Annotated in this window: 24 protein-coding genes; 11 read left to right on the top strand and 13 right to left on the bottom strand. The window is 73.8% G+C overall.

Going from position 1 to position 21,335, the window contains the following annotated elements:
• Window positions 1-108: 108 nt before the first annotated feature.
• Together ACH4N1_RS19525 and ACH4N1_RS19520 are read right to left on the bottom strand one after the other, a co-directional pair.
• Window positions 109-1,098: a pyridoxal-phosphate dependent enzyme gene (locus ACH4N1_RS19525; RefSeq protein ID WP_398098578.1), complete on the bottom strand. Its 990-nt coding sequence runs from the start codon at window positions 1,096-1,098 to the stop codon at window positions 109-111.
• On the bottom strand, window positions 1,095-1,805 hold the full coding sequence (locus tag ACH4N1_RS19520; RefSeq protein WP_398098576.1) for a transcriptional regulator: 711 nt from the start codon (window positions 1,803-1,805) through the stop codon (window positions 1,095-1,097). The genes ACH4N1_RS19525 and ACH4N1_RS19520 overlap by 4 nt, the downstream gene beginning before the upstream one ends.
• A gap of 227 nt (window positions 1,806-2,032) precedes the next feature.
• On the opposite strand from ACH4N1_RS19520, the gene ACH4N1_RS19515 reads away from it, so the two are divergent.
• The gene (locus ACH4N1_RS19515; RefSeq protein WP_398098574.1) at window positions 2,033-2,851 is read left to right on the top strand and encodes an SAM-dependent methyltransferase; all 819 of its coding nucleotides are present in this window, start codon (window positions 2,033-2,035) and stop codon (window positions 2,849-2,851) included.
• A gap of 35 nt (window positions 2,852-2,886) precedes the next feature.
• On the opposite strand, the gene ACH4N1_RS19510 is transcribed toward ACH4N1_RS19515, so the two are convergent.
• The gene (locus ACH4N1_RS19510; RefSeq protein WP_398098572.1) at window positions 2,887-3,807 is read right to left on the bottom strand and encodes a helix-turn-helix domain-containing protein; all 921 of its coding nucleotides are present in this window, start codon (window positions 3,805-3,807) and stop codon (window positions 2,887-2,889) included.
• 132 nt (window positions 3,808-3,939) lie between these two features.
• Window positions 3,940-4,170 carry a DUF397 domain-containing protein gene (locus ACH4N1_RS19505; RefSeq protein ID WP_382781285.1) on the bottom strand — a complete coding sequence of 77 codons (231 nt, stop codon included), beginning with the start codon at window positions 4,168-4,170 and terminating at the stop codon, window positions 3,940-3,942.
• Between the two features lie 127 nt (window positions 4,171-4,297).
• On the opposite strand from ACH4N1_RS19505, the gene ACH4N1_RS19500 reads away from it, so the two are divergent.
• From ACH4N1_RS19500 to ACH4N1_RS19485, 4 genes are all read left to right on the top strand, one after another.
• Complete coding sequence (locus ACH4N1_RS19500; protein WP_398098570.1) at window positions 4,298-4,756, top strand: ATP-binding protein; 459 nt, start codon at window positions 4,298-4,300, stop codon at window positions 4,754-4,756.
• Window position 4,757: 1 nt separating this feature from the next.
• Complete coding sequence (locus tag ACH4N1_RS19495) at window positions 4,758-5,249, top strand: hypothetical protein (RefSeq protein ID WP_398098568.1); 492 nt, start codon at window positions 4,758-4,760, stop codon at window positions 5,247-5,249.
• An 18-nt stretch (window positions 5,250-5,267) separates the two neighbouring features.
• Window positions 5,268-6,233 carry a pirin family protein gene (locus tag ACH4N1_RS19490; protein WP_398098567.1) on the top strand — a complete coding sequence of 322 codons (966 nt, stop codon included), beginning with the start codon at window positions 5,268-5,270 and terminating at the stop codon, window positions 6,231-6,233.
• Between the two features lie 379 nt (window positions 6,234-6,612).
• Window positions 6,613-7,113 carry a hypothetical protein gene (locus ACH4N1_RS19485; RefSeq protein ID WP_398098565.1) on the top strand — a complete coding sequence of 167 codons (501 nt, stop codon included), beginning with the start codon at window positions 6,613-6,615 and terminating at the stop codon, window positions 7,111-7,113.
• A gap of 71 nt (window positions 7,114-7,184) precedes the next feature.
• On the opposite strand, the gene ACH4N1_RS19480 is transcribed toward ACH4N1_RS19485, so the two are convergent.
• From ACH4N1_RS19480 to ACH4N1_RS19460, 5 genes are all read right to left on the bottom strand, one after another.
• A complete protein-coding gene (locus tag ACH4N1_RS19480; protein WP_398098564.1) occupies window positions 7,185-7,535 on the bottom strand; it encodes an ArsR/SmtB family transcription factor in 351 nt (116 codons plus the stop codon).
• A 224-nt stretch (window positions 7,536-7,759) separates the two neighbouring features.
• Window positions 7,760-8,185: an ATP-binding protein gene (locus tag ACH4N1_RS19475; protein WP_398098563.1), complete on the bottom strand. Its 426-nt coding sequence runs from the start codon at window positions 8,183-8,185 to the stop codon at window positions 7,760-7,762.
• 265 nt (window positions 8,186-8,450) lie between these two features.
• On the bottom strand, window positions 8,451-10,184 hold the full coding sequence (locus ACH4N1_RS19470; RefSeq protein ID WP_398098561.1) for a SulP family inorganic anion transporter: 1,734 nt from the start codon (window positions 10,182-10,184) through the stop codon (window positions 8,451-8,453).
• The gene (locus ACH4N1_RS19465; RefSeq protein ID WP_382791406.1) at window positions 10,181-10,522 is read right to left on the bottom strand and encodes an ArsR/SmtB family transcription factor; all 342 of its coding nucleotides are present in this window, start codon (window positions 10,520-10,522) and stop codon (window positions 10,181-10,183) included. The genes ACH4N1_RS19470 and ACH4N1_RS19465 overlap by 4 nt, the downstream gene beginning before the upstream one ends.
• A gap of 155 nt (window positions 10,523-10,677) precedes the next feature.
• Window positions 10,678-11,034, bottom strand: coding sequence for a zinc ribbon domain-containing protein YjdM (locus tag ACH4N1_RS19460; protein ID WP_363087965.1), 357 nt, complete (start codon window positions 11,032-11,034; stop codon window positions 10,678-10,680).
• Between the two features lie 86 nt (window positions 11,035-11,120).
• Here ACH4N1_RS19460 and ACH4N1_RS19455 point away from each other — a divergent pair, with 86 nt between their 5' ends.
• The 3 genes from ACH4N1_RS19455 to ACH4N1_RS19445 all read left to right on the top strand — a co-directional run bounded on the left by ACH4N1_RS19455 (window position 11,121) and on the right by ACH4N1_RS19445 (window position 12,684).
• The gene (locus ACH4N1_RS19455) at window positions 11,121-11,348 is read left to right on the top strand and encodes a hypothetical protein (protein WP_398098559.1); all 228 of its coding nucleotides are present in this window, start codon (window positions 11,121-11,123) and stop codon (window positions 11,346-11,348) included.
• Between the two features lie 77 nt (window positions 11,349-11,425).
• Window positions 11,426-11,785 carry a tetratricopeptide repeat protein gene (locus ACH4N1_RS19450; RefSeq protein ID WP_366056587.1) on the top strand — a complete coding sequence of 120 codons (360 nt, stop codon included), beginning with the start codon at window positions 11,426-11,428 and terminating at the stop codon, window positions 11,783-11,785.
• A 254-nt stretch (window positions 11,786-12,039) separates the two neighbouring features.
• Entirely contained in the window at window positions 12,040-12,684 is a 645-nt protein-coding gene (locus tag ACH4N1_RS19445) for a peptide deformylase (RefSeq protein ID WP_398098557.1), read from the top strand.
• An 85-nt stretch (window positions 12,685-12,769) separates the two neighbouring features.
• On the opposite strand, the gene ACH4N1_RS19440 is transcribed toward ACH4N1_RS19445, so the two are convergent.
• Window positions 12,770-14,188, bottom strand: coding sequence for a dihydrolipoyl dehydrogenase family protein (locus tag ACH4N1_RS19440; protein WP_398098556.1), 1,419 nt, complete (start codon window positions 14,186-14,188; stop codon window positions 12,770-12,772).
• A gap of 141 nt (window positions 14,189-14,329) precedes the next feature.
• On the opposite strand from ACH4N1_RS19440, the gene trxA reads away from it, so the two are divergent.
• Window positions 14,330-14,707 carry a thioredoxin gene (gene trxA / locus ACH4N1_RS19435; protein WP_366060930.1) on the top strand — a complete coding sequence of 126 codons (378 nt, stop codon included), beginning with the start codon at window positions 14,330-14,332 and terminating at the stop codon, window positions 14,705-14,707.
• Window positions 14,708-14,878: 171 nt separating this feature from the next.
• Here trxA and ACH4N1_RS19430 read toward each other — a convergent pair whose 3' ends face one another.
• The gene (locus tag ACH4N1_RS19430; RefSeq protein ID WP_398098554.1) at window positions 14,879-16,315 is read right to left on the bottom strand and encodes an aldehyde dehydrogenase family protein; all 1,437 of its coding nucleotides are present in this window, start codon (window positions 16,313-16,315) and stop codon (window positions 14,879-14,881) included.
• A 327-nt stretch (window positions 16,316-16,642) separates the two neighbouring features.
• A complete protein-coding gene (locus tag ACH4N1_RS19425; RefSeq protein ID WP_398098553.1) occupies window positions 16,643-17,317 on the bottom strand; it encodes a TetR/AcrR family transcriptional regulator in 675 nt (224 codons plus the stop codon).
• A gap of 119 nt (window positions 17,318-17,436) precedes the next feature.
• Between ACH4N1_RS19425 and ACH4N1_RS19420 the strand changes: the two genes are divergently transcribed.
• Window positions 17,437-18,000, top strand: a complete 564-nt coding sequence (locus ACH4N1_RS19420) for an NAD(P)H-dependent oxidoreductase (protein WP_398098551.1) — start codon at window positions 17,437-17,439, stop codon at window positions 17,998-18,000.
• Window positions 18,001-18,465: 465 nt separating this feature from the next.
• Complete coding sequence (locus tag ACH4N1_RS19415) at window positions 18,466-19,410, top strand: FkbM family methyltransferase (protein ID WP_398098550.1); 945 nt, start codon at window positions 18,466-18,468, stop codon at window positions 19,408-19,410.
• Between the two features lie 351 nt (window positions 19,411-19,761).
• Here the strand turns inward: ACH4N1_RS19415 and ACH4N1_RS19410 are convergent, their stop codons facing one another.
• On the bottom strand, window positions 19,762-21,213 hold the full coding sequence (locus ACH4N1_RS19410; protein ID WP_398098548.1) for an MFS transporter: 1,452 nt from the start codon (window positions 21,211-21,213) through the stop codon (window positions 19,762-19,764).
• Window positions 21,214-21,335 lie beyond the last annotated feature (122 nt).

The following is a 21,335-nucleotide window of genomic DNA, read 5'->3' as shown; positions in this document are numbered from 1 at the left end:
ACGTTCATCCTCCGCCCGCGACCCGGGGGCCGCCATTCGGGTGAATCCGGCGCCCCCGGGCGTCTCCGGGCGTCTCCGAGTGTCTCCGGGCGTCCTCGTGGATCTTCCTCAGGCGCCGTCCCGCGCGCCTTCACCGCAGAGCCGTGCGAAGCGTCCGGCGTCGATGTTGCCGCCCGAGACGATCACGCCGACCCGGTCCGGCAGGGGCCCGGTCCGGCCGGAGAGCAGGGCGGCCAGCGGGGTGGCGCCGCTCGGCTCGACCACGATCTTCAGGCGTTCGAAGGCGAACCGCATGGCCGCGCGGATCTCGTCGTCGGAGACCAGCGCGATCTCGTCGACGAGCCGCCGGTTCACCGAGAAGGTGAGTTCACCGGGCGTGTGCAGGGCCTGGCCGTCGGCGATGGTGCGCGGCACCGGGATCTCGACGCGCCGCCCCGCCGCCAGCGACCGCCTGGTGTCGTCGCCGGCCTCCGGCTCGACGCCGACGATCCGGATCCCCTCGTACAGCGCCTTGGCCGCCGTGGCGCTGCCCGCGACGAGCCCGCCGCCGCCGACCGGCGCCAGCAGCGCCCCCAACTCGCCTACCTCCTCGAAGAGTTCGAGAGCCGCGGTGCCCTGTCCCGCCATGACGTGCAGGTGCTCGTAGGGCGGGATGACGGTCAGGCCCCGCTCGGCGGCCAGGGCCTCGGCGATGGCCACCCGGTCGCCGCCGTAGCGGTCGTAGGTCACGATCTCGGCGCCGTACCCCTCGGTCGCCTCCCGCTTGGAGCGCGGGGCGTCGTCGGGCATGACGATCACCGCGGTGGTGCCCAGTTCCCGGGCGGCGAGGGCGACGGCCTGGGCGTGGTTGCCGGAGGAGTAGGCGGCGATGCCGCGCGCGAGCTGCGCGGGGGTGAGCCGGGAGGCGGCGTTGTAGGCGCCGCGGAACTTGAAGGCGCCGACCCGCTGGAAGTTCTCGCACTTCAGGAGGACTTCGGAGCCGACGAGCGCGTCGAGGGTGCGGGAGCGAAGGACGGGGGTGCGGTGGGCGACGCCCTTCAGCCGGGCGGCCGCGTCGCGGACGTCGTCCAGGGTGATCGGCGGGGGTGCGGTGGTCACGGGCGGGCTCCCTCGGAGGTGGGACGGTGTCCGGGCCCGGCGGCCGTCCGGGCCTGGGAGAGGTAGCTGTAGGCGGAGGCGCGGGAGATGCCGAGGCGGGCGGCGACCTGCTCGATCGCCCTGCGCACCGCGAACACGCCGCGTTCGTCCAGGGCGCGGAAGAGGGCCAGGCGCCGGGGCCGCTCCAGGCCGGCCCAGGTCCGGTCACGCGGCAGGTGGGCGTCGAGGAGGGTGTCGACGACGGAGTCGATGTCGTCGCCGAAGGTGGTCACGGGTGCGTCCGCGGACGGGCCGGCGGCCCCGGCCAGTGCGGCGAGGAGGGTCTGCACGCGGCCGACCTCCGTGACGTCCACGTTGACGCACAGGGCGCCGAACACCGTGCCGGCGGAGTCGCGCAGCACCATCGTCGAGGACTTCACCGTCCGGCCGCCGGCGGTACGGGTGACGTAGTTCAGTTCGTCGTCGGCGTCGTCACCGCGGGCGAGGACGCGCAGGCCGATCTCGCTCATCGCACCGCCGACGGCCCGTCCGGTCACCTCCCCGGCGACGGCGACCACGGAGTTCTCCGGACGCCGGTAGTCGTGCAGCACCACCTCGCACACCGGCCCGAAGGTGGCGGCGACGCCGTCCACGACGGGCACCAGGGCGCGCAGGACGGCGTCCCGTTCGGCATCGCGGGCGTCTTCGGTCCGGGAGTCCTCGTCCACCGTGCGGTTTCCCCTCCGTGTTCCGTTCCTTGTGTTCCATCCCCTGTGTCACACCCCTCCATTAGACCACAGATCCAAGCATTGGACTGGAAATCCAGAAGCTGCCCGGACCCGCCGTTCTTCACGGGAAGCGGGGGGATCAAGGGGTGGCATCGCCAATTGCCCTGTCCCTAGGATGGGTTGCCGACCGCGCCAGCCCTCGGCGCGGGCCCGCACTGGGGGATGAGATGCAGTCTGGCAAGCAGCTGTCCACGTCGATCGATGCCACGGTTCCGACAGCCGCGCGCATGTACGACCACTATCTGGGCGGCAAGGACAACTACGCGGCGGACCGCGCGGCGTGCGAGGAACTCGACAAGGTCGTCCCCAGCACGCGCGCCCTCGCCCTGAACAACCGGCGTTTCCTGCAGCGGGTCGTACGGACCCTGACGCAGGAGTACGGGATACGGCAGTACCTCGACCACGGGTCAGGTCTGCCCACGCAGAACAACGTGCACCAGGTCGCGCAGGGCATCGACCCGACCTCACACGTCGTCTACGTCGACAACGATCCGATGGTGCTCGTCCACGGCCGGGCCCTGCTGGAGCAGGACCATCGCACCACGGTGATACACGCCGACATGCGCGAGACCGAGGCGATCTTCACCCACCCCGACACCGAGCGCCTGATCGACTTCTCGGAGCCGGTGGCCGTGCTGTTCAACTCGGTCTTCCACTGCATCCCGGACAGTGAGACCGACGGGCCGCCGGCCGTGGTCCGGCGGGTGGCCGAGCGCCTCGCGCCGGGCAGCTTCCTGGTGATGTGCCAACTGGTCAGCGAGGACCCGGAGGTCCGCGAGTTCGTCACGAACTTCATGGACCAGGCCACGCAGGGCCACTGGGGCCGGGTGCGCACGGAGAAGGACATGGAAGCGCTGTTCGAGGGCCTGGAGATCCTCGACCCCGGTCTGGTGGAGGTCTCCACCTGGCGGCCGGACACCGAGGTGGCGCCCCGTCAGCTCACCCAGGAGTGGATCGAGTTCGGCGGCGTGGCCCGGCTCCCCTGACCGACGCCGTCACCCCCTGACCGCGGCGTCCGGGGTCAGGGGGTCCGGTAACGGGTCTCCGCCGTCTCGCGCAGGAGCGCGAGGGACTCGCGCGGATTGAGCGCCTCGTCGGCCAGCCGGTCCAGCGTGACCCGGTACTCCTCCGTCTCGTCCTGGTCCTCCAGGAAGGTGGCGCTCCTGATCTGCTCGAGGTAGACGACGTCGGGCAGGTCGGAGCCGCCGAACCGCAGATAGGTCACCGGGATCGCCGGCGCGGACGCGTGGGTGACGTCCAACGGCACGACCTGCACGGTCACATGGGGCAGCGAGGCCATCCGCACCAGGTGGTCGAGCTGCTCCCGCATCACCTCGCGGCCGCCGAGCACCCGCAGGAGCACCGACTCGTCGACGACGGCCCACAGTTGCGGGGCGTCCGGCCGCTCCAGGAGCTGGGTGCGGCGCATGCGCAGCTCCACCCGGCGCTCCACCTCACGGACGGGCGCCGTCGGCAGGCCGCGCTCGACGACGGCCCGGGTGTACGCCGGGGTCTGCAGCAGCCCCGGTACGTACTGGATCTCGAAGGTACGGATGGCGGTGGCCGCCTCCTGGAGCCCCACCAGACGGTCGAACCACTCGGGCATCAGCCGCTTGTCGTACCGCTGCCACCAGCCCGGCTCCCCCGCCCGCCGCAGCAACTGGAGCAGGACGGAGGCCTCGTAGGCGTCCGTCCCGTACAGGTCCAGGAGGGCGCGGACGTCGGTCTCCGTGGGAGGACGGCGCCCTTTGCCCGCCTCTATCCGTGACAGCTTCGCCGGGCTGAACCCGAGCGACCGCGCGGCCTGGTCCTGGGACAGCCCGGCACTCTCGCGGATGCCCGCCAGCTGTACGCCGACCAGCATTTTCAGCAAGGTCGGGGCGGGCTCGGCCCGGTTCAGATACGGTTCGAGGCGGGAGACGCGAGGCGACTCGGCAGACATCCTGACTCCCCGTTCCGGCTTGCGTTGACGTGCGGACGACGGACCCCATTGTCGCACCAGAAGGCCACCGACCGCACGCCGCAGGGGAATTGGGTCCGTCCGCGCCGCTCCGGCACCGGTGGCCGGAGACCGTCACAGCAGGTGGTCGAACTCCCCGTCCTTCGCCCCGGCCACGAACGCCGCCACCTCGGCCGGCGTGTAGACCAGCGCCGGTCCCTCCGGGTCACGGGAGTTGCGCATCGCGACCCCTCCCCCGTCCAGGACGGCCACCTCGACACAGTTGCCCTCGGCATTGCTGTGACTGCTCTTGATCCAGCGGGCACCGAGCGCGCTCGCCCGGACTCCGTTAGGCACTGACGACACAGCACTCTCCTCGCTAGTACGCGCAATTTCCCGTGAAATTGCACGAGGACATCGTCAGCGTGGATAATAGCCCTGTCGTCAACCGCACTTCCCCCGCCCCGTACTGACGTTGCCTCAGGGAGATGCCGTGCCATCACCTGCGCAGTTCCGGAGTCACGAGCCCGTCGTCCGCGACTCGCCCAGAACGGCCGTGCTGCACCTCTCGGGCTGCCGGGAGGGTTTCGCCGCAGCACGGGACTTCACCCACCGCACCCTGGACGGCTGGTCCCTGGAGCACTGTGCCGACGACGCCCTCACCGTCGTCACCGAACTCGCTGCCAACGCCGTCCTGCACGCCCTGCCGGACCCTTCCGAGGAGACCGCGGCCGTGCGGCTCAGGCTCTCGCTGCGCCGTTCCCACCTGGTGTGCGCCGTCACCGACCCGAGCGACGACCTGCCCGTCTACCCGCGCGCCGGGGACGCCCTGCTGGAGCACGGCCGGGGACTGCACATCATCGAGGCCCTCTCGGAGCACTGGGGCTGGACCCGCCGCTGCCCCGTGGGCAAGACCGTCTGGGCCATGCTCCCGACCCGCACCCACAGCTGACATGACCGCCATCAAGGGATCCACGCCGCTCGAGGACCTGGGAGACGTCCCCTGGCCCGAGATGGCCGACTCGACCGGGTCCGCCGAAGCCATCCCGGTCCTGCTGACCACCGTCGCCCGCGGCGACGCCGACACCGCCGGGCCCGCGCTCGGCCAACTGCGCCGGCGCATCTGCCAGTACGGCTTCGTGGTGGGCCAGGCGACGGCCGCCACGGTGCCCTTCCTCTGGGAACTCGTCCGGCTCCCGCAGGTCAGCTGCCGCGTCGAGATACTGCACCTGCTCAGGAGCATCGCGGACGCCCGGCAGTGGGAGACCACCGCCGCCGCCTACCCCAAGCTGCTGCGCCACCGCGAGAGGTACGTGGAATGGGAACGCGACGCGCGACACGCCGTCCGCGCCCAGCGCGGCGTCCTGCGCCACCTGCTCGACGAACCGGACCACGAGATCGTCCGCGCCAGCAGGGAACTCGCCGCCGCCCTCACCGACCGGTGACGCGTTAGGTTGTGGGTCATGAGCAACCTTGACCGTGCGCCCGTGCCCAGCCTGTGCGGCGGACGCGGATTCGTCGTCGCCGAGCCCGTGCGGGAACTGCTGAGTCCCCGGCACGTCCGGCTCGGGGAGTCGACCGAGGTGCGCCGGCTGCTGCCGAACCTCGGCAGGCGCATGATCGGCGCCTGGGCGTTCGTCGACCACTACGGCCCCGACGACATCGCCGACGAGCCGGGCATGCAGGTCCCGCCGCACCCGCACATCGGTCTCCAGACCGTCAGCTGGCTGCACGAGGGCGAGGTGCTGCACCGCGACTCCACCGGCAGCCTCCAGACGATCCGGCCCCGCGAACTGGGCCTGATGACCTCGGGGCGGGCGATCAGCCACTCCGAGGAGAGCCCCAGGTCGCACGCCCCCACGCTGCACGGCGCCCAGCTCTGGGTCGCGCTGCCCGACGCCCACCGGCACACCGACCCGCACTTCGAGCACCACGCCACGCTGCCCGCGGTCACCGCCCCCGGCCTCACCGCGACCGTGATCCTGGGCGACCTGGACGGCGTGACCTCGCCCGGCACCGCGTACACCCCGATCGTGGGCGCCGACCTGGCGCTCACCCGCGGCGCCGACGTCCGGCTCCCGCTCGTCCCCGACTTCGAGTACGGCGTCCTGGCGATGTCCGGCGAGGTCCAAGTGGACGGTGTCCCCGTGCTGCCGGGCTCCATGCTCTACCTCGGCTGCGGCCGCCGCGAACTGCCCCTGCGCGCCGAGTCCGACGCCGCGGTGATGCTGCTCGGCGGCGAGCCCTTCGACGAAGAACTGATCATGTGGTGGAACTTCGTCGCCCGCACCCAGGAGGAGATCGAACAGGCCCGCCAGGACTGGACGACCGGCACCCGCTTCGGCGAGGTCCACGGCTACGACGGCCCCCCTCTGCGGGCCCCCGACCTCCCGGCGACCCCGCTCAAGCCGCGGGGACGGGTGCGCTGAGCCGGGGCGCCTCCCGCCCCGGCGTCCCTTGACCGGTGCCGCCGGCCTCCGTGCGGACGCCCGGTGCCGGGCGCGGCCGCCCCGGGCCGGGCTCGGTCGGGCGCGGCACGGGCCGGGCTCGGTCGGGCGCGGCACGGGCCCTCCGGTCCCCACCCGGGGCCGAACGGCCCTGGGGGAAGCGCCCGCGCGCCGAAGAGGCTGGGGTCCGACGCGGAGCCGGTGCGTGGCCACGCGTCCCTCCCGGCGGGCGGACCGCCCTGGTCGTGGCTCGACGGACGTGGGGTCTTTCGTGACGTGGGGTCCTTCGTCGGGATCGGGCCGGATCGGGGAGCGGCCGGCTGCCGGGGCGGCATGCCGACGCGGAGAGAGGACTGCCGAGTTGATCGCTGTTGTGGGGCACCCGGATCTCGCGCCCTGGACCCTGGCACTGCTGGAGGAGGAGCTGCGCACCCGGCTGGCCCGGTGCGCAGAGGCCGGCCGCACGGGTCTGGTCCGGGCCGGGCAGGGGCTGCCGGTGGTCTTCGGACGGGCCGCGAAGAGGGCCGGGCCGGCGCTGGTCACCGTGGTGCCCACGCCGAACCGGATGCCCGCGCTGCGGCGGGAGCGGGACCGGCTGGCCGCCGGGGAGTTGCTGCTGCTGTCCGAGCGGGTACGGCTGCTGGAGTACGACCCGGCGGACCGGGACGCCTGCATCGGCGCGGACGAGCGCGTGCTGCGGGCCTGCGCCGAGATGGTGGCGATCTGGGACGGTACGGCCTCCAACGGCCGTGACACCACCGCCCACCTGGTGGCCTACGCGCGCAGCCACGGCGTCGACGTCGAGGTGCTGTGGCCGGACGGCGCCGAGCGCGTGCCCGGGTACGGGGCGCAGTGGTCGTGAGGCCGGTCGGCGGCCGCCGGTTCTGCCGGCGATTCCGTCGGTGGTTCTGTCAGCGGTTCTGAGGGCCGCCGTCAGGACGGCGGTCCCCCCTGGGTGCGGGCGGCCTGCAGATCGGCGAGCAGTTCGGCCTGCCCGGCCAGCACCCCGGACAGGATGGTCCGCGCGACCCGGAGCAGCTCGGCGATGTACGGGCTGGTCAGCGAGTAGTACACGGTCGAGCCCTCTTTCCGGGTCACCACCAGGTTCGCCCGGCGCAACACGGCGAGTTGCTGCGACAGGTGGGCCGGCTCGATGCCCACCTCGGGCAGCATCTCCGCCACCGCGTGCTCACGTTCGCTCAGCAGCTCCAGGACGCGGATGCGCGCCGGGTGGCCCAGCGTCTTGAAGAACTCGGCCTTCAGTTGGTACAGCGGCGTACTCATCGTGCCGTCCCCTTCCCGACTTCCCGGCGTTCCCGGTGTTCCTGGCGTTCCCGACGGAGCAGCACGGCCGTACCGGCCGGTCCGCGGCGCATCGCATCCACCCGCTCACAGCACCGCGCAGAGCGGTGACAACATCGACAATTGCCAAGATTAGCAACTCCGTACGGGACGTCACGGGGCCGTGGACCGGTCCTCGCCGTCCGGTCGCGTCCGGTTGCGTCCGGTCAGAGGGGAAGGGTGATCCAGATGCTCTTGCCCCGGCCGTCGGCGTCGGTGCGCACGACCGCGGTGCCGCCGAGACCGAGGGTCAGCTCCATGACGGTGGCCAGCCCGCCCGTCCCGCCGGCGACCGCGCCGTACAGCAGGGGCTGATACGGATGGCGGTCGTGCACGGCGAGGGCCAGGGTGTCCTCGCCGGCCGCGTAGACGACCGTCAGCTGCGGGGAGAGCGCCGCGGCGTGCCGGACGCTGTTGGTGACCAGCTCGCCGAGGATCAGCAGGGCCGGGTCGACGGTGGGGTGGCGCAGGCTTATGCCCCACTCGGTCAGGGCCTGCTGGGCCGTCTGCCTGGCGGTACGGACCGCGGAGGGCACGGCGGGCAGCGTGAGCACGTGCCGGTGGGGCAGGGCTGCGAGGCGGGTGAACGTCACGACCGCTCCGCAGGGGTCGTGCGGAACACGGGCACCGTCGTGGGGCGCGAGCGCGGGCGCGACAGGGCGCCGTACGGGCCGCGGGTCCCGTCGGCGAGGGCGCGCCGGGCGGGGGCGCTTCCCCTGGCCCTGGCCGTGGCGGGGACCGCGGCGGCGGCCGGCTCCCGCCGGGTGTGCGCGCGCCGCCCCGGCGCACCGCCTTCCGACGGCCGGGGGGACGCGGCACCGCGGACCTCGGCCGTTCGCGGTGGTGCGGGCGGGGCGCTCATCCGGCGGCCCTCTCCGATTCCCCGCCGAGCGGCCGGGCCCGCCGGCCGTGCGGGGACGGTATGAGGCCGGCGCGCTGCAGGTAGGCGTGGGCGGCCCGGATCGCCTCCGGTGTGTCGGCGTACTCGCGGCCCTCCCGGCGCAGCAGTTCCAGCGCGCCGACCGAGTCCAGGACCTGCCGCTGGCCGGCGCGGATCCCGGACGTCATGACGACGATGCCGCGCCGGTGGAGCTTCTCCACCGCGTCCTTGAGGACGAGGGCGCCGGTGGCGTCGACGGTGGTCACGCGGGACATGCGCAGGATGACGACGCGTACGTCGGCGACCTCCGCCAGTTCCAGCAGGAAGCGGTGGGCGGCGGCGAAGAACAGCGGTCCGTCGATGCGGTACGCCACGATGTGCTCCGCGAGCAGCCGGTGCTCCTCGGCGCTGTGGTCGCCCCGGTCGAGCGGGACCTCTTCGAGGCGGGCCTGGCCCGCCACCGCGCGCAGGGCGAGGACGCCCGCGACGGCCAGGCCGATGATCACGGCGTACACGAGGTCGAGCGCGAGGGTCGCGACAGCGGTGAGCACCAGGATCAGCGCGTCGGAGCGGGTGGCCCGCGCCATCGCCCGCAGCGAGCCGACCTCGACCATGCGGACGGCGGTGGCAAGGAGCACGCCCGCGAGCGCGGCGAGCGGGATCGCGGAGACGAGGGGCGCGGCGGCGAACACGATGACGGCGAGGATCACCGCGTGGGTGAGGGCGGCGAGCCGGGACCCGGCGCCGCCGCGGACGTTGACCGCGGTGCGGGCGATGGCCCCGGTGGCGGGCACGCCGCCGAACAGCGGGGCGGCGATGTTGGCCAGGCCCTGGCCGAACAGCTCGCGGTCGGGATCGTGGCGCTGTCCGACCGTCATGCCGTCGGCGACCGAGGCCGACAGCAGCGACTCCAGGGCGGCCAGGGCCGCGACCGCGACGGCCGGGGCGAGCAGGGAACCGAGGGCGCCCGGGTCGAGGAAGGACAGGGAGGGGGCGGGCAGGCCGGACGGCAGGTCACCGATCGGCTCCGCCGCGTCCAGGCCGGCCACCCGGGCCACGACGGTGGCCGCGATCACGGCGAGGATGGAGAAGGGGACCGTGGGCCGCAGGCGGGCGCCGGCCAGCATGGCGGCGGCGACGGCCAGGGCGAGGGCGGCGGCGGTCCAGTTCGGTGTCCTGGCGAACTCCGCCACGGCACGCCAGGCGACCACGAGGACGCGGTCGCCCTCCGGCTCGGGCACGCCGAGCGCGTTCGGTATCTGTTGCAGGCCGATCACGCAGGCGATGCCGAGGGTGAAGCCCTCGACGACGGGCGCGGGCACGTACCGCATGTACTTGCCGGCCTTGAGCAGGGCGAGGGCGACCAGCATCACCCCGGCCATGAGCCCGACGGTCAGTACCCCGGTGGGGCCGTGGGCGGCGACGATCGGCACGAGCACCACGGTCATCGCGCCCGTCGGACCGGACACCTGCAGGTTCGAGCCGCCGAACACGGCGGCGAGCGCGCCGGCGACGACCGCGGTCGCCAGGCCCGCCTCGGCGCCGAGTCCGGAGGAGACGCCGAATCCGAGGGCGAGGGGCAGCGCGACGATCGCCACGGTCAGGCCCGCGAGCAGGTCCCGGCGCGGATCGCGGCGCAGTTCCGCCAGGTCGCCGCGGCCGGGGAGCAGGGCGGTGATCCGGCGCCGGATCCGGGTGGGGACGGCCGTCATCGCGCGGTGACCTCGCCTTCCCGCAGTTCGGCGAGCAGCTCGTGCCGTCCGGTCAGCACGTCGGTGAGGATCCGGCGCGCGGCCCTCATCAGGTCGGCGACGTCGCCGCCGGCCAGCTCGTAGACGACCGTCGAGCCCTCCCGCGTCGCGGTGACGATGCCCGACCTGCGCAGGGTCGCCAGTTGCTGGGACAGGCTGGGGGGTTCCACCTCGATGGCGGCCAGCAGGTCGCGCACCGGTGTGGGTCCGTCCTGGAGCAGCTCCAGGACCCGGATCCGTACCGGGTGCCCCAGCATGCGGAAGAACTCGGCCTTGGCCTGGTACAGCGGAACGGACACGGGACCCTCGGCTTTCCTCGACGGCGCCCCACCGGGGCGGGCGCGGGCAGCGCCCGCCACTGTCTGCGAGCACAGTGAATCCAGCATCTAACCAATTGCGAAATTTTGCAATTCTGCATCCGGTGAAGCCGCCGCGGATTCCCCCGGGGAGGGGGTCAGCCCTTCTTGACCACGCTCGACTTCAGCTGCATCGCGCCGAACCCGTCGATCCTGCAGTCGATGTCGTGGCCGTCGACCCCGTCGACCAGCCGGATGTTGCGCACCTTGGTGCCGGCCTTGATGCCCGACGGGCTGCCCTTGACCTTGAGGGCCTTGACGACGACCACCGTGTCGCCGTCCGTCAGCACATTGCCGACGGAGTCCCTGACGACCCGCTCGGCGGGGCCGCCGGCATCCGCGCCGCTCTCGGCGGGCACCCATTCGTGGCCGCACTCCGGGCACACCACCAGGGCGTTCATCTCGTAGGTGTACTCGCAGGAGCACTTCGGACAGGGAGGAAGGTTCTCGTTCACCGCGCCAGCGTATCCGGCGTCCGGCACGGTGCCGGGCGGCGCTCGTCGCCCTGGTCGTCGCCTCCCTCAAGGCCGACCGGGCCGAGGTGCACGCCACCGTCGACCAACTCCTGGCCAAGGGCCTGGTGTCGGCCGACGGCGGGACCGTCCGCGCCACGGACGCCGGGCGCGCGCTGTACGAGACGGTGAGCGCCGAGCCGGGGGCGGTCTCGGCCCGGATCCACGCCGGCATCCCCGCCGAGGACCGGGCCGTCGCCGGGCGGGTGCTCGCCCTGATCACCGAGCGGGCGGACGCGGAACTGGCCGCCATGTGAACCCGCGGAGCACCCCGGCCGCACCGGTGGAATTTCCCACCACCGGTCGCGGTTGTGCGACGCGAAGGAGGCCACGAGTGGACACGACCTACGACACCGAGTACTACGCCCACGGAACGCCGGCCGAGCGCTGGGAGCGCGCGCGGCTGTTCTTCGACGCCAAGGAGTACACCGCCGCCGCGCGGGTCCTGGCCGGGCTGGTCGAGGAGGTGCCGGAGCAGACCGGACCGCGGCTGCTGCTGGCCCGCGCCTACTACCACTCGGCTCAACTCGGCCGCGCCGAGACCGAGTTGCGCGCCATCGTGGAGCGCGACCCGGTGGAGCAGTACGCCCGGCTGATGCTGGGCCGCACCCTGGAGCGGCAGGGCCGGCACGCGGAGGCGGGCCCGCACCTGCGGATCGCCTCGGCGCTGACGGGCGACTTCGAGGAGGCCTGACACACGGGCCCGCGGGGGGGGGGGGGGGGGGGGGGGGGGGGGCGCCCCCCCCCCCCCCCCCCCCCGCGGGGGGGGGGGGGGGGGGGGGGGGGGGGGGGGCCGCGCGGCCCCCCCCCGCCCGCCGCCCCCCCCCCCCCCCCCCGCCGCCGCCCCCCCCCCCCCCCCCCCCCCCCCCCCCCCCCCCCCCCCCCCCCCCCCCCCCCCCCCCCCCCCCCCCCGCCTCCGGAGTGCCGTGGTCGTGGCATGCTGGCCGGATGGCATCTCCCAGTCCCCGCGCACCTCTTGCCGAGCGGGTCGAGGAACTCCTCGCCGCCGGCGGCCCGTTGCCGATCGTGGCGGCCGGCGACCCGGTCCTGCGCACCGGCACCGAGCGCTACGACGGTCAGCTCGGCCCCGCCCTGCTGGCACGCTTCGTCGAGGCGCTGCGCGTCACCATGCACGCGGCGCCGGGGGTGGGCCTGGCCGCGCCGCAGGTCGGCGTGGAACTGCGGATCGCGGTGATCGAGGACCCGGCGCCGGTGCCGGAGGAGGTGCGGGTGGCCCGCGGCCGGGTGCCGCAGCCGTTCCGGGTCCTGGTCAACCCCGCCTACACGCCGGTGGGTTCCGGCCGCGCCGCCTTCTTCGAGGGCTGTCTGAGCGTGCCCGGCTGGCAGGCGGTGGTGGCCCGGCCCGCCGAGGTGCGGCTGACCGGCCAGGACGAGACGGGCCGGGCGCTGGACGAGGTGTTCGACGGGTGGCCCGCCCGGATCGTGCAGCACGAGACGGACCACCTCGACGGCCTGCTCTACCTGGACCGGGCCGAGCTGCGCTCACTGTCGGCCAACGAGACGGTGGCGCGCCGGTGGGCGCAGCCCACGCCGGAGGAGGCAGCCCGCGCGCTGGGCTTCGGGCTGCCGTAGGGCGCGTTTCGAAAGTCCCGTCCGCCCTTCGGGGAGACGACGCTACTTCCGAAACACGCCCTGGCCGGACGTCGGTGCCGGACCGTCAGTTGTCGCGGAACGCCTCCAGCAGGCGCAGCCACACCTCGCTGATCGTCGGGTAGGACGGTACGGCGTGCCACAGGCGGGCGACGGGAACCCGGCCGACGACGGCGACGGTCGCCGAGTGGATCAGTTCGCCGACGCCGGGGCCGACGAAGGTGACACCGAGCAGGATCTCGCTCTCCAGGTCGACGACCATGCGGGCGCGGCCCTGGTAGCCCTCGCCGTACAGGCCCGCCCCGGCGACCGAGGAGAGGTCGACGTCGACGGCGCGGACCCGGTGTCCGGCCTGTTCCGCCTCCGCGAGGGAGAGGCCGACCGCGGCGGCCTCCGGGTCGGTGAAGACGACCTGCGGGACGGCGGCGTGGTCGGCGGTGGCCGCGTGGGCTCCCCACGGACCGGAGTCCAGGTCCGCCTCCCCCGAGGCGCGGGCGGCGATCGCGGCACCGGCGATACGGGCCTGGTACTTGCCCTGATGGGTGAGCAGGGCACGGTGGTTGACGTCGCCGACCGCGTAGAGCCAGTCGTTGCCCGTGACGCGCAGGCTGTCGTCGACCTGCAGCCACGAGCCCGGCTCCAGGCCGACGGTGTCGAGGCCGATGTCGTCGGTGCGCGGGGCGCGGCCGGTGGCGAAGAGGATCTCGTCGGCCTCGATCCGGTCGCCGGCGTCGGTGACGACCACGACCGTGCCGTCCGTGCGGGTCACCGACGTCACCGAGGTACCGGTCCGCACGTCGACGCCGGCCCCGGTGAGCGCCTCGGCGACCAGTTCGCCGGCGAACGGCTCCATGCGGTTCAGCAGTCCCTTGCCGCGCACCAGGAGGGTGACCCGGGAGCCGAGGGCCTGCCAGGCGGTGGCCATCTCGGTGGCGACCACGCCGCCGCCGACCACCACCAGGCGACCGGGCACGGACTGGGCGCTCGTCGCCTCACGGCTGGTCCACGGCCCGACCTCGGCCAGGCCCGGCAGGTCCGGCAGGACGGCCCGGGTGCCGGTGCACACGGCGACGGCGTGCCGGGCGGTCAGGATCTTGTCGCCGACCGCCACCGTGCGCGGGCCGGTCAGGCGGCCGTGGCCGCGATGGAGGTCGGCGCCGATGCCGTCCAGCCAGCCGACCTGGCCGTCGTCCTTCCAGTCGGAGGTGTAGTAGTTGCGGTGGGCGAGGACCGCGGCCGCGTCGAGGGGGCCCTGCACCGCCTGGCGCAGACCGGGCAGGCGTCGGGCGTCGGCCTGGGCGATGACCGGGCGCAGCAGGGCCTTGCTGGGCATGCACGCCCAGTAGGAACACTCGCCGCCGACCAGTTCGCTCTCCACGACCGCGGTGGTGAGGCCGGCCGCGCGGGTGCGGTCGGCCACGTTCTCCCCCACGGGCCCGGCCCCGAGCACCACGACGTCGTACGCGATGGTTTCCGTTTCCGTCATGGGGTCAGTCTGGTGGGTGGTGTGCGGCGTGGCCACACGGGTAGGGCGCGGAATACGCGACGGGCCGGCCGCGTTGACGCGGGCGGCTTCACCCCATGCCGGGAGAACCCGGCAGGAAGCACGGGAAGAGGTAATCACGCCATGAGCAGCACCGTGGAGCTCACCAAGGAGAACTTCGACCAGACGGTCACCGACAACGACTTCGTCCTGATCGACTTCTGGGCGTCCTGGTGCGGGCCGTGCCGTCAGTTCGCCCCGGTCTACGAGAAGGCCGCCGAGGAGAACCCGGACCTCGTCTTCGGCAAGGTGGACACCGAGGCCCAGCCGGAACTGGCAGCGGCCTTCGGCATCCAGTCGATCCCGACCCTGATGATCGTCCGCGACCGGGTCGCCGTGTTCGCGCAGCCGGGCGCCCTGCCCGAGGCCGCCCTCACGGACGTCATCGGCCAGGCCCGCAAGCTGGACATGGACGAGGTCCGCAGGTCCGTCGAGGAGCAGCAGGCCGCCCAGGGCGAGTGACCTGCGGGTCCCCTCCGCCCGTCCTCGGAGCGGTACGGCCCGGCCCGGTCCGGCCCGGTCCGGCAGCACGCGGGGCTCGGCCCCCGGCAGGCGTCCGGGCCGGTTCTCCGGAAGGGGCGCCCCTTCCGGAGAACCGGGAAAAGGGCGCGGGTTCCGGAAGGGGATAGGGCTCTAGAAGGGGTACGGCGCCACGTCCCCGCGCACCGTCGTCCAGCGCACGTCGGTGAAGGCCTCCAGGTTGGCCTCGCCGCCGAAGCGGGCACCGGTGCCGGAGGCGGCGACCCCGCCGAACGGCGCCACGGCCTCATCGTTGACCGTCTGGTCGTTGATGTGCACGATGCCGGTCGGAACGCGCTCGGCCAGGGCGAGGCCGCGGGCCGTGTCACGGGTGACGATCCCCAGGGACAGGCCGTAGGGGCTCGCCCCGGCCAGCGCCGCGGCCTCGTCCGGGGTGGTGAAGGCGCGGACCGGGGCGACCGGTCCGAAGACCTCCTCCGTGTAGGCGGGGGTGCGGTCGTCGACGCCCGCCAGGACGGTCGGGCGGTAGAACAGGTCCTCGTGCGTGCCGCCGGCCGCCAGCTTCGCGCCGGCCGCCGTGCTGGCCTCCACCAGGCCGTGCACCTTGCGGAGCTGACCGCCGTCGATGAGCGGGCCCAGGTGGACCCGCGCGCGGTGCGGGTCCCCCACGGCCAGGGCGTCGGCCTTCGCCACCAGCCGCTCGACGTACTCCTCGTAGAGCGAGGCGTGCACGAGGTGGCGGCCGGTGGTCATGCAGATCTGGCCCTGGTGGAAGAAGGAACCCCAGGCAGCCGTGGAGATCACCGCGTCGAGGTCGGCGTCCTCCAGGACGATCAGGGCGGAGTTTCCGCCGAGTTCCAGATGGGCGCGCTTGAGGTGGCGGCCGGCGGCCTCGCCGACCGCCCGGCCCGCCGCGGTGGAACCGGTGAAGGAGATCACCGGGACGCGCGGGTCGGCGACCAGGGCCGCGCCCGTCTCGGCGCCGCCCGGCAGGATGTGCAGCAGTCCCTCGGGGAGGCCGGCCTCGGCGAGGACCGCGGCCAGTGACAGTCCGCCGCAGACCGCCGTGCGCGGGTCCGGCTTCAGCAGGACCGCGTTGCCGAGCGCCAGGGCCGGCGCGACCGAGCGGACGGACAGGATCAGCGGGGCGTTGAACGGGGAGATCACGCCGACGACGCCCACGGGGACGCGGCGGGTGTACGACAGCCGGGGCGCCTCGCTGGGCAGGACCTGGCCGGCCGGGCGGGAGGCGAGGGCGGCGGCCTCGTAGCACTCCTGGGCGGCGACGTGCAGTTCGAAGTCGGCCTTGCCGGGGACGGAACCGGACTCGCGCACGAGCCACTCGCGCAGTTCGTCCGCGTGCGCGGCGAACAGGTCGCCTGCCTTGCGCAGCACCGCGGCGCGGACGAGGTGGGGGGCGCGGGCCCACTCGGCCTGGGCGGCGAGGGCGGTCCGCGCGGCCGGGGCCACGTCCTGCGCGCCGGCCAGCACCACCGTGCCGAGGGTGTCGCCGGTGGCGGGCTCGGTGACGGGACGCACGGGTCCGGACAGGCTGCGGGACTGCCGGGCGGTGGGGTCGAGCAACGGCATGACGGCTCTCCGATCGGTGACCCTCGGGACCTGCCGGGGGCGCAGGTCCCGTGCGGTGCGCCGCCGCTGGGGCGGCCGCGTGGCGGGACGCGGGACTCCGGGGCGGCCGGGCGAGTCGCGCCGGCGTCGAACGCGTCCGCGTCCGATTGAGCGTCCAATATCGTAGTCGTCCGCCGGGCGGAACGGACGGCCGGCGGAACGGGCGACCGCACGTGGAGCGGTCGCGGGAACGGGCGGTCGTGCAAGGGGCGGTCGCGGGAACGGGCGGTCACAGCCCTCGGGTACCCGTCCCGGGCCGTGGGTGTCCGGTTCGCGTCGCGTCCTTCGTCAGTCCTCCCCGCCGTCCCCGGCGCCGGCGCCCGTGACCCGGTCCACCAGGTCGGTCCAGCCGGTTTCCAGGCGGGCCGGTGGGGTGGCGCACCGGCGGACCAGGTGGTGGATCAGGGGCGGGTTGAGGTAGCCCAGCAGGGTGTGGGCCAGCAGGTCCGGGTCGGCGTCCGGTGCCGCCTGCCGCAGCAGCAGCGCGAGATGGCCGTGGTGCAGACGGTGGACGGGGACGGTGTAGCGGCGGTCCGGGCCGGCTTCGGCCGCCAGCAGCAGGTCCAGTTCGTCGATCGCGCGGCGCAGGTAGGCGACGCCGAACGCCCGCAGCCGTTCCACCGGCGCGGCGCCGGGTCCGAGCGGCGGGGGCCCGCCGAGGAAGGCGGCCTGGAACTTCCGCTCGGAGTGGTCCAGCAGCGCCGTCAGCAGTCCGGTGCGGTCGCCGAAGCGGCGGAAGACCGTCCCCTTGCCGACGTTCGCCGCGGCGGCCACCGCCTCCATCGTGACCCCGGCCGCGCCGTGCGCGGCGACCAGCCGGGCGGCGGCGTCCAGCAGCCGGGCGCGGTTGCGGGCCGCGTCGGCACGCAGACACGGCTCGTCCTCGGCCGTTCCGAGCTGCAGCAGTTCGGGTTCGCCGAGGGGTGTCCCGGGGCCGGGGAGGGGAGGCAGGGCGGCGGACATGAACTCAGCGTAAAGCACCCGGAAGAAAATGGACCGCGGTCCGGTTAAAGTGCTAGAACTTGCAAACGGACCTCGGTCCGGATTGTCACCGCCATGTTCCAGCCCCTCGGGAGTAACCCATGTCTGTCCGCATCCTCGCGCTCGTCGGCAGCCTCCGCGCCGGTTCCACCAACCGCCAGCTCGCCGAGGCGGCCGTCAAGGTCGCTCCGGAGGGCGCGCAGGTCGACCTGTTCGAAGGCCTGGCCGACCTCCCGTTCTACAACGAGGACCTCGACGTCGAGGGCAGCGTCCCGGCCGCCGCCGCCGAGCTGCGCGAGGCCGCTCGGACCGCCGACGCCTTCCTGCTGTTCTCGCCCGAGTACAACGGCACCATGCCCGCCGTCCTGAAGAACGCCATCGACTGGCTGTCCCGCCCGTACGGCGCCGGCGCCTTCGGCGGCAAGCCGGTCGCCGTGGTCGGCACCGCGTTCGGCCAGTTCGGCGGCGTGTGGGCGCAGGACGAGGCCCGCAAGGCCGTGGGCATCGCCGGCGGCAAGGTGATCGAGGACCTCAAGCTCTCCATCCCCGGCTCCCTGACCCGCTTCGCCGAGACCCACCCGGCCGACGACGCCGAGGTCGCCGCGCAGCTGACCGAGGTCGTGGCCGGTCTGCACGGCCACGCGAGCGAGACCGTGGCCGCCTGATCCTCTGGCCGTCCTGGTGAGACCGGCGGGCCGTCTTGGCGAGACCCGCGGGACCGGAGACCGGCGACGGATTCGGAAGGGGCCCGGAGATTCCGGGCCCCTTCCGTGCGGGCCGGCTCCCCCGGGCGCTCGGTCCAGCTCCGCCGGCCGTTCGACCGCGGGAGCGACGAACCGCTCCGGCCCCCGGAGGTCTCCCCCGGGCGCGAGGCCGGGGTCACCGTGTCCACGCCGAGGCCGGTGCAGCCGGCGGCGTCCGCGAGGAGGGCGTCCAGGTCCCCCTCCGTGGCCGCGTCGCCGGAGCAGGTGAGCGTCCTCAGGATCGTGCCGTGGGCGCGGCCCTCGGCCCCGCGGTGGCCGCGAAGGCGGGCTCCCGGACGCGCCGCATGTAAGAAGCTGGTTAACCCCGGCGGCGAATGTCGTTCAACGGGAGGACCACACCCCGACATGTCTGATAGGGCTGACGGGATGCAGACCTTTTATCGACGACTCCTGCGGCTGATGCCCCGGATCGGCGTCCAGGTGACCGACCTCGCCCCGGGGACGGCGCTGGTGTCCCGGTCCGCCGCCCCGCTGACGGTCACCGGTGCCGGCAAGGGCACCTGGATCGTCCGGCGGGCGAAGGGCGGCGCCGCCGACCCCACGGACGCCGACGCCGTCCGGCTCGGCGAGACCGGCGCGCTGCTGCTCATGGAGGGGGCGGCCCGGCGCGACGAACGCAAGCTGCAGCTCGCGGCGGCCGAGTACCTGTGCACCCAGCACGTCGCCGCCATGCTCGCGCTGTACGACGCGAACTGCGTCTTCGACGTCGGCGCCAACAGCGGCCAGTACGCCCGTCGGCTGCGCCGGCTCGGCTACACCGGGCGGATCGTGTCGTTCGAACCCACCTCGGAGACGTTCGCCAGGCTGGAGAAGGCCGCGGCACAGGACCCCGACTGGCACGTGTACCGGTGCGGACTGGGCCGTGAGGAGACGACCGCCGAGATCCACACCGGCTGGAAGACCATGAACTCCCTGCTGGGGCCCAGCGACTACGGCAGGGACCGGTACAGCCGGTTCGGCACGTCCGACACCGAGGAGATCCGCGTCCGCCGGCTGGACGAGGTCATGGACGAGGCGCTGGAGGGCCTGGCCGATCCGCGCCCCTACCTGAAGATGGACACCCAGGGCTACGACCTGGAGGTGTTCGCCGGAGCCGGGAAGCGGATCGAGGAGTTCGTCGGCATGCAGTCCGAGGTCGCGGTGCTGCGGCTGTACGAGGGCAGCCCGGGCATGGGCGAGGCCGTCGCGGCGTACGAGGCGGCCGGGTTCGGCATCACGGGCATGTACCCGGTGACCCGCGAGGCGACCACCGGCCGGGTGATCGAGTTCGACTGCGTGCTGATGCGCGCGGACGCGGCCCCCACGCCGTAGCCGGCCGGCACGTGGCGGCGCCGCCGGTCTCCGGGCGGGCGGCGCCGCCGGTTTCCGCGCCCTGCCGGCGAGGACCGCGGACGGCGTCGCGGTCCGGTGGGCCCTGCGGCGGGTGCTGAGGCGTGGAACGGCGGGCCCCCGCACCCGGTCCGGACCCGCGTGCCGGTGCCGCGGCAGGCGACGTCCGCCCGTCGAGGAGCGGCGTCCGGTGCGTGCTCTGGGGGTGCCCCCGGCCGAAGGCTGGGGTGTGCCGGCCGGAAGTCCTCGTACGGGACGTACTCGGGCTTTCGGCCGGTGCGGCGAGCGGGCGTGCCGGGCGTCGCGACGGGGCGAACGTCGCCTGTCGCGGCCTTAGACCTTCGCCTGCTCGGGCTCGGAGGCCTGCCGGGTCTCCTCCGTGTCGGAGTCGGCGGGGCGGGCGGCGGGGATGGCGGACGCGATGGCCGCGGAGACCAGGGCGAGGGCGCCGCCGACGAGGAGCGCGGTGCGGAAGCCGTCCTCGGAGGCGAGGGTGTAGCCGCCCATGGTGGTCGTCATCTGGGCCAGGATCACGCCGATGACGGCGGCGCCGACCGAGGTGCCCAGCGACCGCATGAGGGTGTTGAAGCCGTTGGCGGCGGCGGTCTCCGACAGCGGGACCGAACTCATGATGAGGGCGGGCATCGAGCCGTAGGCGAGGCCGACGCCGCTGTTGATGACGATGCCGACGACCATCAGGCCCCAGGCGGAGCCCATCAGCGCCATGGACAGGCCGTAGCCGACGGCGATGACCAGCGCGCCGCAGACGAGCGTGAACTTCGGGCCGCGGGCGTTGGTGAGCTTCCCGCCGAGCGGGGAGACGAACATCATCATGATGCCGCCGGGGGCCATCCACAGGCCGGTCGCGAGCATGGACTGGCCGAGGCCGTAGCCGGTGGACTGCGGGAACTGCAGGAGCTGCGGCATGACGAGCATGCTCGCGTACATCGCGAAGCCGACGAAGACGGACGCGAGGTTGGTGAGCAGCACCCGCGGGCGGGCGGTGGTGCGCAGGTCGGTCAGCGGGTCGGTGGTGCGCGTCTCCCAGAATCCCCAGGCCACGAAGACCACGACGGCGGCGGCGAACAGGCCGAGCGTGACGCCCGAACCCCAGCCCCAGTCGGCGCCCTTGGAGACGGCGAGCAGCAGGGCGACCAGGCCGGCGCCGAGACCGAGCGCGCCGGGCAGGTCGAAGCGCTGCCCCTTGGCGGCGGCGGGCACGTCGGGGATCAGGAACCAGATGAGCAGGGTGACGACGACGGCCATGCCGGCCGAGCCCCAGAACAGGACGCGCCAGTTCGCGTACTGGGCGATCGCCGCGGCGATGGGCAGGCCGAGGCCGCCGCCGATGCCCATGGAGGCGCTGACCAGGGCGATGGAGGAACTGAGCTTCTCCGCCGGGAGGACGTCGCGGAGCAGGGCGATGCCCAGGGGCAGCATGCCCATGCCCATGCCCTGGAGCCCGCGCCCGATGATCATCATGACGACGCCGGAGGCGAGGGCGCACACCACCGAACCCACGATCAGCGGCACGGCGCACGCCAGGAGCATGCGCCGCTTGCCCAGCAGGTCGCCGAGGCGGCCCACGACCGGCACGCAGACCGCGGCGGCCAGCAGGGTGACCGTGATGACCCAGGCCGCGTTAGAGGACGAGGTGTCGAGGATCTGCGGCAGTTCGGCGATGAGCGGGGTGACCAGTGTCTGCATGATCGCGGCCGTGATGCCCGCGAGGGCGAGCGTGGCGACCACGCCACCCGCGCGGGCCGTGGGCTGGGGGGCGTCCATGGGCGGACTCCTCGGTTTCTCTGGGGGTTCCGGGCGAAGGATGTGCATCGTACATGTCGAATGCATCAACCATGCGATGTGGTGGTTGCACGCGATGTGGTGCTTGCACGGTGGTGTGCCAG

It is taken from the genome of Streptomyces sp. NPDC017202, assembly GCF_044331705.1.
Classification (GTDB): domain Bacteria; phylum Actinomycetota; class Actinomycetes; order Streptomycetales; family Streptomycetaceae; genus Streptomyces.
The sequence above is the reverse complement of the archived record's forward strand: the minus strand, read 5'-3'. Positions and strand labels throughout refer to the sequence as shown.

Excerpts from the sequence above, each read along its gene's own strand:
- ACH4N1_RS19495 (WP_398098568.1), top strand. The coding sequence starts at position 4,758 with ATGACCGCCATCAAGGGATCCACGCCGCTCGAGGACCTGGGAGACGTC.
- ACH4N1_RS19515 (WP_398098574.1), top strand. The coding sequence starts at position 2,033 with ATGCAGTCTGGCAAGCAGCTGTCCACGTCGATCGATGCCACGGTTCCG.
- ACH4N1_RS19420 (WP_398098551.1), top strand. The coding sequence starts at position 17,437 with ATGTCTGTCCGCATCCTCGCGCTCGTCGGCAGCCTCCGCGCCGGTTCC.
- ACH4N1_RS19490 (WP_398098567.1), top strand. The coding sequence starts at position 5,268 with ATGAGCAACCTTGACCGTGCGCCCGTGCCCAGCCTGTGCGGCGGACGC.
- ACH4N1_RS19440 (WP_398098556.1), bottom strand. The coding sequence starts at position 14,188 with ATGACGGAAACGGAAACCATCGCGTACGACGTCGTGGTGCTCGGGGCC.
- ACH4N1_RS19410 (WP_398098548.1), bottom strand. The coding sequence starts at position 21,213 with ATGGACGCCCCCCAGCCCACGGCCCGCGCGGGTGGCGTGGTCGCCACG.
- ACH4N1_RS19510 (WP_398098572.1), bottom strand. The coding sequence starts at position 3,807 with ATGTCTGCCGAGTCGCCTCGCGTCTCCCGCCTCGAACCGTATCTGAAC.
- ACH4N1_RS19415 (WP_398098550.1), top strand. The coding sequence starts at position 18,466 with ATGCAGACCTTTTATCGACGACTCCTGCGGCTGATGCCCCGGATCGGC.
- ACH4N1_RS19430 (WP_398098554.1), bottom strand. The coding sequence starts at position 16,315 with ATGCCGTTGCTCGACCCCACCGCCCGGCAGTCCCGCAGCCTGTCCGGA.
- ACH4N1_RS19425 (WP_398098553.1), bottom strand. The coding sequence starts at position 17,317 with ATGTCCGCCGCCCTGCCTCCCCTCCCCGGCCCCGGGACACCCCTCGGC.
- ACH4N1_RS19480 (WP_398098564.1), bottom strand. The coding sequence starts at position 7,535 with ATGAGTACGCCGCTGTACCAACTGAAGGCCGAGTTCTTCAAGACGCTG.
- ACH4N1_RS19470 (WP_398098561.1), bottom strand. The coding sequence starts at position 10,184 with ATGACGGCCGTCCCCACCCGGATCCGGCGCCGGATCACCGCCCTGCTC.
- trxA (WP_366060930.1), top strand. The coding sequence starts at position 14,330 with ATGAGCAGCACCGTGGAGCTCACCAAGGAGAACTTCGACCAGACGGTC.
- ACH4N1_RS19445 (WP_398098557.1), top strand. The coding sequence starts at position 12,040 with ATGGCATCTCCCAGTCCCCGCGCACCTCTTGCCGAGCGGGTCGAGGAA.